The sequence below is a fragment of the Paenibacillus diazotrophicus genome (assembly GCF_042610465.1).
The window spans coordinates 14,355-26,774 of the sequence record NZ_JBGJZN010000008.1 but is presented as its reverse complement, the minus strand read 5'-3'; the positions used below and the strand labels follow the sequence as shown (position 1 = coordinate 26,774).

The following is a 12,420-nucleotide window of genomic DNA, read 5'->3' as shown; positions in this document are numbered from 1 at the left end:
TATAACACGTGTTATTATTGGTGTATAGAAGATTTTCGGGAATGGTTCAAAAAGCGGGCTTTGCCCCATTCGGCCTTATCTACTTGTTATAGATACCCCATCATGGGTACAATTAATTATTAGTACGTGTCATCATACAAAGGATAGGTGAAACAAATGGAGAATTTCGGATTCGCTAGAGTCGCCGCCGCTTCCCCTGAAATGCGGGTTGCCGACTGCGAGTTTAATGCAGCGCAGATTATAGACGCTATCCGGCAAGCGGATGAGAATCAGGTTGAATATCTGGTATTGCCGGAGCTGTCTATTACCGGCTATACCTGTGCGGATTTATTCCTGCAGCCCACGCTCCAGCAGTCTGCGCTTACAGCACTACATAAGATCACCGCTGCAACTGAGGGGCGGAACCTGATTGTTATTGCCGGTCTTCCCGTTGCTGTAAAAAGCAGATTATTCAACTGTGCCGCCGTATTACAGCAAGGTCAAATTCTGGGTCTTGTTGTGAAGACCTGCATCCCAGGTTACAGTGAGTTCTATGAACCCCGCTGGTTTGCCGGAGCAGAGGAGCTTGAGGTCTCCGAGCTGCGGATAGGTACAGCGGCTGTGCCCATAGGCAATGACCTGATCTTCACTTGTGAAGGCAGCGGCGGGATCTCCTTCGGTGTAGAAATCTGCGAGGATCTTTGGGTTCCGGTTCCTCCGAGCAGCCTGCTTGCCCAGGCCGGAGCCACGCTTCTGTTCAATCCTTCCGCCAGCAATGAACTGGTAGGCAAAGCGGATTACCGCCGCCAGCTGGTCACCAGCCAATCTGCCTCCTGCGTGGCAGGCTACGTCTACGCCGGCTGCAATACCGGTGAATCGACAACGGATGTGGTATTCGGCGGCCACTCAATGATTGCTGAGAACGGGCAGATGCTCGCTGAATCCGAGCGCTTCACTCATGAGAGCCGGATCATCATCGCCGATATCGATCTGCCGAGAGTCCAGTATTCCCGCACAGTGATGGGCACCTTCCGGGCCGGCAAGGGCGGCCGTAATTACCGCGAGGTACTCTATGCGGACCCGGGCATCCTGCATGAGGGCCGCAAGCTGGTCCGCAGCTTCGCCGTAAATCCCTTTGTGCCCGGCAATCCGCAGCAGCGCAATGACCGCTGCCGGGAGATTCTTTCGATCCAGACCTCCGGCCTGATGAAGCGCATCCGCCACATCGGAACCAAGCAGGCCGTGATCGGCATCTCCGGCGGTCTGGATTCCACGCTGGCACTTCTTGTCGCTGTCCGAGCTATGGAGCTGCTCGGCCGTCCGGCCAGCGATGTGCTGGCTGTCACGATGCCGGGCTTCGGCACGACGAACCGCACTTACGACAACGCCGTTGGTCTCATTAAGGCGCTTGGTGCATCACTCAAGGTAGTAGACATCAAAGCTGCCTGCCTGCAGCACTTCGAGGATATCGGCCATGACAAGGATGTTCACGACCTGACCTATGAGAATGTCCAGGCCCGGGAACGTACGCAGATCCTGATGGATCTGGCCAATAAGAACGGCGGCATTGTCATAGGTACCGGTGATTTGTCAGAGCTTGCCCTTGGATGGTGTACCTATAACGGTGACCACATGTCTATGTATGGCGTCAATTCAGGCATTCCAAAGACGCTTATTCAATATGTCGTCGCCTGGTATGCTGATCACGAGGCGGACGAAACCGTGAACAAGCTGCTCTACGACATCATCGACACGGGAATCAGTCCCGAGCTTCTGCCGCCATCTGCTACAGGCGAGATTGTCCAGCTCACGGAAAATATTCTCGGGCCTTATGTGGTGCATGATTTCTTCCTGTATTACATGCTGCGGACCGGCGCTTCTCCCGCCAAAATGTTCTATCTTGCCCAGCATGCTTTTGGCGATACCTACCCCAAGGAACAGCTGGTGACGTGGCTCCGGGTATTCGTCACCCGTTTCTTCACCCAGCAGTTCAAGCGCTCCTGTCTCCCGGACGGACCGAAGGTCGGAACGGTCAGCCTGTCGCCGCGCGGAGACTGGCGCATGCCAAGTGACGCTTCCGCAGCGCTTTGGCTGCGTGAGGTTGAGGAATTATAGGTAGAGCTTAACCACTGCATAGAGCTCACTCTCAGCGGCGGGTTGCATTCTTCTTTTTATCACTCCAGAACCACCGGTAATTTACCAGCCAATAAAGGGACAGCCGCGAGGCTGCCCCTTTATTGCGTTCCTTTGTAACATTTACCCCCACTTTTCATCTGTTAACGGATAATCATATACATTGTCTAGCACAAGCACCTCGTCACTTCCGAGGGGAGTGTGAACCGTTACCGTCTGACCGGGTTCTGCCAAGATAAGCCCTCTGCCCATCGGAGACCAGAGTGAAATACAGTACTCATCCAGATCCGATTCACCGGGAATAACAATACGATATGCATCCTTCAACTTTTCCGGGCCAATCTGTAGAGAAACCCAGGAGCCGATAAGCACGGTGGAGCGCCTAAGCTCATCACCTTTTCCAGATAATATGCCTTGCACACGCTCTTGATACGTCTGAATCATCATTCGGATCTCCGCCCTGTCTGCAGGCGATTCCAATGCTATGCGATCCAGTATGCCAAAAGTATTCTCATCCAAATATACTAACTGCCGCACCAGTTCCTCACGCAGTGAATCCGTTACCAAACTATGGTTCATAGTAGATTTCACCCGCTCTCTTCATCAGTTCCTGCTCAAAAATCTGTACTTGCCCTCTCATATCCATCATTCCTTCCACATAGTAAAATAGATCCCGCGGTGGGGATCTATCTATTAGGATAACATCTTTTGTCATAAAGACAATGCCCTGCTCTTAGCGCTTGCCCGCTTCAGCCCTGCTGTACATATTTTGCTCCTGCAGCCGGATAAGCACCTTACCAAAACGACCGCCCTGCTTAATCACAACCTTGCCGTCAGGATAGGTACGCTGTACATACTCCGTAATGATACTCCGCGCAGACTCATCAGCCTTCAACCCATGATGCTTCAGTAGCTGCAGGGTCTCTTCAATCGCCTCTTCGTTAGGCAGCTCAGTACTCTTCATCTCCCGTGTGATCAGCGATTCGAACGAATAGCCCTTCAGATAAAGTAAATGGGTTAAGTAAGCCATATCCGAGCTTTTTGTAGATACTTCATGTCCGGTCAGCAAAGGAAGAACCTCATTAAGCAGACTGTACTCTCTATCCCCTGCCAAAAGGCTAATGTAGCAGAACTTCCGCGCACAGCTGAGCACGTTCTCCACACTCTCCCAATCCACAATTGCCGGAGACATGGATACAAATACAAGATCGAAGGCGCCTTTCCAGCCCTTTGCGGCAATATCCACATTTTCGAACACGTCCTGTACCAGTTCTACCTGCCCGGGACCGAACCTGGCTGTATTCTCCATGAACAGCTCGCTTAATGGTATGTTCGGCTCTACCGCTGTAACCACTGCCCCTCTATCGGCAAAAGGAACCGTGAACCCGCCCGAAGCCGCGCCCACATCCAGTACGGACTGCCCCTCAAAGCCTACTCCCTGCCCTTCCAGCCAGCCGATAATCCGCTCGCTTCTGGCTCTTCCCCCTTCACTGAACACTTCTTCGTTAAATGTCTTCGCTTTGTGGTCAAAGGAACGCGCCGGATCCATGCCGGCCATCCTGAATTTATTGCCTGTCGCTTCCGGGTCCTCCTTCCAGGCCTTTTCCCATACGCTGGCGTTGAATAAATCGGTTGTCATATCAGCTCATTCCTCTCAACATGCTCATTTTTTATTTTATAGACTTAAAAGACTTTCTATATCTATAATCAATCCGCGAAAAACGGCGGATGATCAGTCCACCGTTAGTCCCACAGCAAGCTCGGACATTTTCTTATTCTGCAGATACCGCTCCATTTGCTGCTCCGCTTCGATCATCTCCCGCTGAATCGGGCACGTACTGGAGTGATTAAGCGTACAATCAAACAACGAGGCCGTACCTTCGATCGCATGAATGATGTCCAGAAAAGAAATCTCTTCCTGCTTGCGCTTCAACCGGTATCCGCCGTTCGCACCGGATGCGGACTCAATGAGACCTGCCTTCACCAGCTTCGTCAGGATCTTCGACAGATACGTGGGAGATACCCCCTGCCGCTCTGCGAGCTGCTGTACCCCTATGGGCTTATCCGGCGCAGCGGCTACCATAAAGAGCATGGTGTGCAGCGCATAATTGGTTGCTTTTGAATACTTCATTGTTTCACCTCAATCAAAGACTTTACTGATCTATAATAGCGCTTATTCGGACAAAAAGCAAATAAGGGAATTCCACAGCCTTCTGCTGCAGAAATCCCTTCACTCCCATTTCATTCCTCCCACTCAGATCAAAGCGTTCCTGGCTCCACCATATAATTGAAGCTGTAGTCGCCGGAGCCCAGATTTACCTTCACTTTATCCTCCAGTTGTTCTGCCGAATGCACACCAGCCGCCTGCTCCAGCAATCCATCACTTTCCCGAACCAGGGCCAGCTCGGCATTCGGGAGATACAGCTCAGCAGTGGTATTCGGCGGTACCGAAACCGATAGCTCTATATGATTCGATGCTATTCTCCATTCGGAGCGGATACGCCCGTACATCGTTTCCAGCTCGCCTGCTGCCGAAGTTAGGTCTCCTCCAGGCTGCGGCTGAATCACAAACTTTTTATAGCCAGGACAATCCTCATCCAGCTCAATTCCGGCAACATGGCGGTACAAAAAGTCTCCGATAGCCCCATAAGCATAATGATTGAACGAATTCATGTCCCTGCTCCAAAAGCTACCGTCCTCCTTAATTCCGTCCCAGTGCTCCCATATGGTCGTCGCTCCCTTCGTCACTTGGTACAGCCAGGAGGGATAATCGGTCTGCAGCAGAAGTTTATAGGCTGCATCCGTATGCCCCGCTTCGCTTAATACCAGATTCAGGTACGGCGTTCCGACAAAACCGGTAGTGAGATGGTAGTTGCTCTCCTCCAGAAGCTTCAGGAGTTTATCTACTGTACGTTCTTTCGCCGTTCCTTCCACTAGCCCGAACATTAACGCCAGCACACAGGCTGTTTGTGTGGCTACAGATAACCGCCCGGAAGGGGTGATGAATTCCCGGTTAAAGGCTGTCACAATATGGCTGTACAGCTCTGAGTAATGCTGGGCGTCATCTCTTTTTCCGAGCACATGGGCTGTCTTCTGCATCAGTTGAACAGAATAGGCGTAGAAAGCTGTTGCAATAAAATCGGTATCCGTAGCCCCTTTATAGCTGTCCGGTTTGGCATCCAGACCCAGCCAGTCTCCGAAATGAAAACCGGTATTCCACAGAAATTCGTCACTGCCCTGCTGACGGATATATTCCACCCAGCCCTGCATACTCGGATACTGCTGTTCCAGAATTCGCTTATCCCCATAGCACTGGTACAGTGTCCAGGGACAAATGACCGCAGCATCCCCCCAAGCCGCAGAGGAATGATCCTTTTCTCCCAGTACATTTGGAATTACAAATGGAATACCGCCATTGTCCAGCTGATCGGCTGCCAGATCCTTAAGCCATTTGGTGAAGAACGGTGCCACATTCATCAGGTAAGCGGAAGTGCGGATGAACATTTGCGCATCTCCGGTCCAGCCGAGCCGTTCATCCCGCTGCGGGCAATCGGTCGGCACATCGACAAAATTGCCTTTTTGACCCCACTGGATATTATGCTGGAGCTGGTTAAGCAGCGGATTGGAGCAGGTGAAAGAGCCGGTAGGTTCCATATCCGAATGAAGCACAATGCCTGTGAAATCCTGCAGAGAGACGTTCTCTCCGAAACCTATCAGCTGCACATAACGAAATCCCTGGAAGGTAAACCGCGGCTCATAGCTTTCCGGGCCTCCGCCTTTTGCAATGTACGTAACGGTCTGCTTGGCTCGTCTCAGGTTATCCGTATATACATTACCGTCCCGGTCCAGCACCTCAAAATGAAGCAGCTGAACTTGCGTCCCTTCAGGAACATCCAGGGTAAAATGCATCCAGCCGACCATGTTCTGCCCCATATCGAGCACGGCTTCACCGGCTGGTGTCTTAAGCAGCTGAAGGGGTTTGATCTCTTCTATTTTTCTTACCGGAACATTCTCCTGTGCCACCAAAATCTCCTTGGAATGCGAGATGCGTTCTACCCTGGACCAGCTGCTGTCATCAAAACCAGCCCTGCTGAATCTGCTCTGCTCAAGACGGGCATCATAGGTCTCACCGTGATAAAGCTCCGACATTAGAATCGGACCTGCGGCAGCAGTCCATTGCTCCCCGGTAGTGATGATCTGTTCGATTCCATCCTCAAAGGTTAGATGGATCTGCATGAGCAATGCCGGGCGGTCGCCGAACAGATGCTTGCGGTTATCCCAGGCCAGGTTTCCTTTGTACCAGCCATTTCCGAGCCAGGCACCGACAGCATTTTCTCCTGCTTCCATCTGCGCCGTAATATCATAGGTCTGCACCTGCAGCCTGTGGTTGTAGCTAGTCCAGCCTGGAGTCAAGTATCCGTCCCCCACCCGTGAGCCGTTCAATTCCATTTCATACAGGCCTAGGGCGGTCACGTACATTCTGGCCTGAAGCGGAGTGCCATCGATATGAAAAGTGTGGCGTACAAGCGGACACTGCTCCGCCTCTACATCCAGCAGGGATAGCGGAGCGCTGATCCATTCGCCCTTCCATTCCGCTGCCGTCAGCAGCCCCATCTCCCAAAACGCAGTTTCCGACCATTCTGTACTCCGGTTCTCATGATCCCACACCTTCACGCGGTAATAATACCGCTGCCGTGAACGGAGTTCCATTTCCTTCAGTTCCACATGAGTGCATTGATCTGAATATACTCTGCCGGAGGTCCATAGGAGACTGTAAAAATCCGGCTCTTCGGATATTTGAATGTCGTAAGACTGCTGTATGACATTCCGCTCCTCCGACTGAAGCTGCCAGCTGATTCTTGGATAACGCACATCCATCCCGACCGGATTCTCCTTATACTCCACACGTAATTTTTGAACCTTCAACATTCATATCCACCCCGTCTTTTCTTGGATTCACCCTGTGATTTTGAAACGCTTTCTATTACAATTATAGAAATTGTATTTCTGCGCATGACCCGTAAAAAGGACATTTCACCTGTGCAATAAGGACTTTTATTACGTTAAAAGGGGATGGACGGATGAATTCGGCAGACCACACGCTTAAAGGCGAAACTTTTTTCCAAAAAAATCTGCTGCTCTATGTTAATCGCGCTACGGAGACTTACCAGCTCCCCCTTCATTCCCATGATTTCATCGAGTTAGCCTTCGTTGCAGAGGGAACGGGGTTCCATTATACAGAACATGAGGTTCAGAAGACCTGCAGGGGACAACTGTATTTCATTCCTGTCGGCGTCTCCCATGTGTTCCGGCCCTCGTCGCCCCATTCACTTAAAGAACCGCTCGTCGTCTACAATTGCTTATTCACAGCAGAGCTTCTAGATGACATCTCCTCCGTAATTCTGGATGCGCCGATTGCAGCGTACCTGGAACAGATCAAAAATCAGCAGGTGCCCGCTTTCTCCATGACCGATCAAAATGGTTTCATTGAGAGCCTTTTCCTCTCACTTCACCGGGAGTACAATCTCCCGCAGACCGGCTCCGTCAGTTATCTGTTGACCCTGTTCATTCAACTGATTGTCACCCTGTACAGATGTAAGCATCATGAGCTTCAGTCTCCGGTGAACCGTCAGACGCAATTCCTGCAAATTCTCCACTATCTCCAGCAGGAGTATGCCCAGGACCTTACGTTATCCCATCTTGCCCGGACCTTTGACTGGAGCGAGCGGCATCTTCAGCGGCTGTTCAAAGCCCACACCGGCCAGACCTTCCATCATTTCCTGCAAAATGTCCGGATTCAAAAGAGCTGTGCCCTGCTGATTCAGCAGTTGCACGCCCCCATTCCGCTCGTCGCCGAGCAGGTCGGTTACCACGATACCAAAACGTTCAACCAGGTCTTCAAACGAATCATCGGCAAAACCCCCGGCGGATACCGCCGTGATGCTGAAAGCGCCGGAGCAGGTCCTGCCAGCTCAGTATCCGCACGCGGCTAAAGTGATTGGTTGCTTCTCTACAGAAAAAGAGGGCATTCCTCAAAAAATCTTCCCCAACTAAAAAACCGCCCGTATCATCGCAAATGAAATGACGGGGCGGCATCTTTTATGTGACATTATGCAAATATTCATACTCTTGGTCTGTCCGCTGTTCCTGTTCTATTTCTGCAGCTCCGCGTCCTTTTGCTTCAGGAGGTCGGCATATTCCGCTTTATAATGCTCCAGGTTGTCTTTCAGTTCCGTATTGGACGGGTCTACCTTCAGCCTGCTGCTGGTGGACAGAATGTTATCGACCACAATATCGATTTCGCTGTCAATCGCTTCAATTTTGCTTTTGGCCGCTGTTGCTGAATCCGAATTCGTTGTCAGCGTGGGCAGCGGTCCTATAGTCTTGCTCTCGCTCATGCCGGTCAGTGAAGGTGAGGCTATGCTCTTTTTGTCATCCAGACTTATAGTCTTGCCGGACAAGGAGACCCTATATCCTGCCAGCTCCCCGATCGCACGCACGGGTACATAACTTTTCCCGTTAATGACTATGGCCGGGTCGGCCAGCTTCTTGCCGTACACTTTTACGGTGTATTCTGCTTGAATGGTTTTACCAACTAGACTTGATGAGGCCCCAATCGCCTGAGTACTTACCATCAGTATTGCACCGGCTAGGAAACCGGTAGCTAGCTTTTTCATAAGAAGTTCACTCCCCGTAAAATACTATACTTGCTAGTTTACCATTTTGCGGAGGGTGATGACGAACTTCTCGACGAGTTGCCAGAGTGAAAGGTTAGTTACTAGCCGGCTTCGGCCAGTGCGTAACGATACAACGGCATTTCTGCCGTTGTTCACGCAGCCTTCCGCCACGGCGCGCCTGACACACACAGTGTGCTACCTGCGCGGACCGGCGGCATCATTTATCTTTGCGAGCCTTACAGCCGGGCGGTCAGGATTTCGCACAAGGCACCATACAGTGACGGCTCAAGATCCATAGAAGCAAGAGCTGCAAGCACTGCCGCTGGGGCCGCCATTTCCGTCACAAGCCGGAAGACTTGCTCCTTCAGCTGGAAATATATCTGTGCGCGGTTCAGCAGCGCGAAAACTTCGGCATCCACACTGCCCGCGGCAATCCGGGCGACGGCTAAGGTTACCACCAGAGATTCGGCCACAGTCACAGCTGGAACGGTGACCGTCAGCGTATGCACAACATCGTCATACGCCTTTTCGACCGCGAGCGGCTTGCCCCCGACGACTACCTGCACCTGCGTATCGGCGCAGCCTACGAAGCACAGCTTCCAGTCCCGCTGCTGCGGCACGGCAGCCGTGTTCCCGCTTGCAGGCTGAATCGCGAGGACTGCAGCGTCCCCCCAGTCAAGGGTGATTCCGGTATCGCACCACTGTTCGTCCCGGTCTTCAGCGTTATCCCCTTCGTCCTCCCAGAGATGAAAGCTGCCGCTGGCTCCGGCAAATACCCGGAGCTCCAGCTGCCCAGGATTGGCAGCTGATGAGGTATATTCCGTCAGGTCCGCCATCGGAACTATGGCACCTGCCTTCGCCAGCACGGGAATATGCTCCAGATTGCGGTAAAGGGACAACCGTCTGCCTCCGTCATACACTCTCCCGCTGAAAAAATCGATCCATACCCCTTCAGGCAGCCATGCCTTGAATTCCGCCACTCCTGTCTTAGCATGGACTGGCTGTGTAATCGGACAGGCAATCATCTCTGTTCCGAAATAGTATTCATTCGGGACCTCGTAAGCTTCATGCTGCTCTGCATGATGGTAGTACATCGGCTGGACGAGCGGGAGGCCCTCCCGGCTGGCATATCTGTTCATCGTATACAGATAGGGGAGCAGACGGTGGCGCAAGCGCAGACTCTTCTTCATCGCCTCTTCAGCTATCCGGTTAAAGCGCCATGGCTCCTTGCTGTTGAACGGGCTTGCCGAGCTGTGCAGGCGCAGAATCGGGGAAAATACACCGAGCTGCACCCAGCGCAGCGCAAGCTCATCGTCGAGATAACCTTGCATGTGGCCGCCAATATCGTGGCTCCACCAGCCGTAACCCGCATTCGACGCATTAGCCGTGAAATAAGGCTGGAAGTCAAGGGATTCCCACGTGACAATCGTGTCCCCGGAGAAGCCCACCGGATAACGGTGGCTGCCCAAACCCGCATAACGAGAAAAGGTTAACCGGCGAGCCCCCCGCCGCCCGCTGTCCAGATAGTGGTAGTGGTTCAGCATCCAGAGCGGATCAAGTCCGGGGATGCGGGTAATCCCGCCCTGTTGCCAGTCGATCCACCAGAAATCCACGCCCTCCTCCTCCAGCGGATGATGCAGGAACTTGAAGTAGGCCAGCAGAAACTGCGGGTCGGTGATGTTGAATTCTACAGCATCGCCTTTTTCCGGGTCCATGCCGAGCTCTGCCGCAATCGCCAGATATGGCTCCTCAAAAGCCCTTACCCCGTCTGCGGGATGGACGTTCAGCGTAACCCGCAGCCCTCGTTCATGCAGCCAGCCGAGGAAGCGCTGCGGGTCCGGGAACAATTCCCGGTTCCAGCTATAGCCAGTCCAGCCGCTGCCATACTGCGGATCAATATGGACCAGATGCCAGTCCATATCCATAACCGCTACGGTAAAGGGAATCTGCTCGCTTGCAAACCGCCGGATCAGTGTTTTGTATTCTTCCTCAGAATACCGGTAATATCGGCTCCACCAGTTGCCAAGCGCATAGCGGGGCAGCAGCGGTGTCCGCCCGCAGAGACGGTAGAAATCCTTCAGGCATTGCAGGTAATCATGCCCGTAGCCCAAGAAATACAGATCGGAACCTTCCTGCCCGCGCGGCTCTACCCTCCCGTCTTCCTCCAGCAGCAGCGAACGGCTGTCGTCCATTAGGGTGTACCCTTGCCGCGACAGAAGTCCAGGCTCCAGCGGGATGGCCCCGTCGGCATTATCCAGTGTGCGGGCTGTACCGCCCAGATCCTGCGGTGTGTCGCCGAAATACCAGACGCTCATCAGATGTCCCGATGCATTCCTAACTCGGATACTAAGCCCGTGCCGGGAGAACGGCTGCTTGTCATAGGTCAGGTGCAGGCGGTCTGTCACCACTTCCAGCTTGTTCCCATGGTCGATGACCCGGAATGAAGGAACAGGAAAATTACGGTTCAACACAGTCTGGGTCGCCCGGTCTTCAAAGACTCCCTGCCTGCTGTACTCCAGACGGATCAGCTCCGGGGTCAGCACGGTCAACCGGTAGCATTCTCCCTGAATGACCGCTCCTCGATCTGCGTAAGGCTCTGAAGAAAGCTTCATGTAATCAGGCATAGGTTGTTGTTTTTGAATTGCTTGTTCCACTTTGTAACCTCTTTTCTTAAGATGTCAGGCCGAAGGCTATTCCTTCACGGCACCGATCATCACGCCTTGATTGAAGTATTTTTGCACAAAAGGATATACGCACATGATCGGAACCGTAGCCACAATAATTACGGAGTAACGCATCATATTCGCCAGGCGCAGCGCGATCTGTGCGGCTTCACCTGTTCCCATGCCGGACTGCATCTGATTGGTGATCAGAATATTGCGGAGAATCAGCTGCAGCGGATACATGTTCGGATTCTTGAGATAGATCAAGGCGTTGAAGTATGAATTCCAGTAGCCGACGGCAATCCATAAGCCCAGCACCGCAATAATCGCCTTGGACAGCGGCAAGACAACCTGGGCGAAATAGCGGAGGTTGCCGCAGCCGTCAATCTGAGCCGCTTCCCACAAATCTCCGGGAATACTCGTCTGAAAAAAGGTTCGGGCAACAATAATGTTGTACACTCCTACCGAGAAAGGCAGCACCATCACCAGGAACGTGTCGTACATATGAAAATCGCGGATTGTCATGAATGTAGGGATCAATCCGCCGTTGAAGAACATCGTGAAAATGAAGAATAGCGAGATATATTTGCGCCCTACAAGATCTTTCCGGGACAATGCATAGGCTGCAGAAATGTTGACAGCCAGACCGATTACGGTGCCCACGACCGTATACAGAATGGTGTTACGGTACCCGATCCAGATGTTCTCATGGCGCAGAAGTTCTTTGTACCCGTCCAGTGTGAACCCTTTAGGAAACAGCCAGACCTGTCCGCCCGCCACCGCAGACGGATCACTGAATGAAGCGATAATGATAAAGAACAGCGGGTAGATCAGAATCAGCAGAAATACGGCTGCAATGACATACATAATGGCTTCCATAACTGTATCCGAGGAGCGGTTGTTTTTGACTTTCCCTATCTTCTCTTGAGACGCTGGCTGTTGAAGTACTCCCATCGTGCTGCTCCCCC

At 52.5% G+C, this 12,420-nt stretch carries 9 protein-coding genes; 2 read left to right on the top strand and 7 right to left on the bottom strand.

The window, feature by feature from the left end:
• Positions 1-156 precede the first annotated feature (156 nt).
• Positions 157-2,094, top strand: coding sequence for an NAD(+) synthase (locus ACAN54_RS24605; RefSeq protein WP_379161675.1), 1,938 nt, complete (start codon positions 157-159; stop codon positions 2,092-2,094).
• 141 nt (positions 2,095-2,235) lie between these two features.
• Here the strand turns inward: ACAN54_RS24605 and ACAN54_RS24600 are convergent, their stop codons facing one another.
• From ACAN54_RS24600 to ACAN54_RS24585, 4 genes are all read right to left on the bottom strand, one after another.
• Positions 2,236-2,691 carry a GreA/GreB family elongation factor gene (locus ACAN54_RS24600; protein WP_379161673.1) on the bottom strand — a complete coding sequence of 152 codons (456 nt, stop codon included), beginning with the start codon at positions 2,689-2,691 and terminating at the stop codon, positions 2,236-2,238.
• A 154-nt stretch (positions 2,692-2,845) separates the two neighbouring features.
• Positions 2,846-3,751: a class I SAM-dependent methyltransferase gene (locus tag ACAN54_RS24595; RefSeq protein ID WP_379161670.1), complete on the bottom strand. Its 906-nt coding sequence runs from the start codon at positions 3,749-3,751 to the stop codon at positions 2,846-2,848.
• Positions 3,752-3,844: 93 nt separating this feature from the next.
• On the bottom strand, positions 3,845-4,243 hold the full coding sequence (locus ACAN54_RS24590; RefSeq protein ID WP_379161668.1) for an RrF2 family transcriptional regulator: 399 nt from the start codon (positions 4,241-4,243) through the stop codon (positions 3,845-3,847).
• Positions 4,244-4,371: 128 nt separating this feature from the next.
• Entirely contained in the window at positions 4,372-7,041 is a 2,670-nt protein-coding gene (locus ACAN54_RS24585) for a family 78 glycoside hydrolase catalytic domain (RefSeq protein ID WP_379161665.1), read from the bottom strand.
• 152 nt (positions 7,042-7,193) lie between these two features.
• Here ACAN54_RS24585 and ACAN54_RS24580 point away from each other — a divergent pair, with 152 nt between their 5' ends.
• The gene (locus ACAN54_RS24580) at positions 7,194-8,105 is read left to right on the top strand and encodes an AraC family transcriptional regulator (protein ID WP_379161663.1); all 912 of its coding nucleotides are present in this window, start codon (positions 7,194-7,196) and stop codon (positions 8,103-8,105) included.
• 159 nt (positions 8,106-8,264) lie between these two features.
• Here ACAN54_RS24580 and ACAN54_RS24575 read toward each other — a convergent pair whose 3' ends face one another.
• The 3 genes from ACAN54_RS24575 to ACAN54_RS24565 form a co-directional block, all read right to left on the bottom strand.
• Positions 8,265-8,789, bottom strand: a complete 525-nt coding sequence (locus ACAN54_RS24575; protein ID WP_379161661.1) for a stalk domain-containing protein — start codon at positions 8,787-8,789, stop codon at positions 8,265-8,267.
• Positions 8,790-9,025: 236 nt separating this feature from the next.
• Positions 9,026-11,443 (bottom strand): glycoside hydrolase family 31 protein, encoded by a 2,418-nt coding sequence (locus ACAN54_RS24570; RefSeq protein ID WP_379161659.1) that lies wholly within the window; start codon positions 11,441-11,443, stop codon positions 9,026-9,028.
• Between the two features lie 36 nt (positions 11,444-11,479).
• The gene (locus ACAN54_RS24565) at positions 11,480-12,406 is read right to left on the bottom strand and encodes a carbohydrate ABC transporter permease (protein WP_379161657.1); all 927 of its coding nucleotides are present in this window, start codon (positions 12,404-12,406) and stop codon (positions 11,480-11,482) included.
• Between the last annotated feature and the right edge of the window lie 14 nt (positions 12,407-12,420).

Bases quoted from the DNA above. Each gene is read 5' to 3' on its own strand.
- ACAN54_RS24590 (WP_379161668.1), bottom strand. From the start codon at position 4,243: ATGAAGTATTCAAAAGCAACCAATTATGCGCTGCACACCATGCTCTTT.
- ACAN54_RS24565 (WP_379161657.1), bottom strand. From the start codon at position 12,406: ATGGGAGTACTTCAACAGCCAGCGTCTCAAGAGAAGATAGGGAAAGTC.
- ACAN54_RS24605 (WP_379161675.1), top strand. From the start codon at position 157: ATGGAGAATTTCGGATTCGCTAGAGTCGCCGCCGCTTCCCCTGAAATG.
- ACAN54_RS24600 (WP_379161673.1), bottom strand. From the start codon at position 2,691: ATGAACCATAGTTTGGTAACGGATTCACTGCGTGAGGAACTGGTGCGG.
- ACAN54_RS24575 (WP_379161661.1), bottom strand. From the start codon at position 8,789: ATGAAAAAGCTAGCTACCGGTTTCCTAGCCGGTGCAATACTGATGGTA.
- ACAN54_RS24595 (WP_379161670.1), bottom strand. From the start codon at position 3,751: ATGACAACCGATTTATTCAACGCCAGCGTATGGGAAAAGGCCTGGAAG.
- ACAN54_RS24580 (WP_379161663.1), top strand. From the start codon at position 7,194: ATGAATTCGGCAGACCACACGCTTAAAGGCGAAACTTTTTTCCAAAAA.
- ACAN54_RS24585 (WP_379161665.1), bottom strand. From the start codon at position 7,041: ATGTTGAAGGTTCAAAAATTACGTGTGGAGTATAAGGAGAATCCGGTC.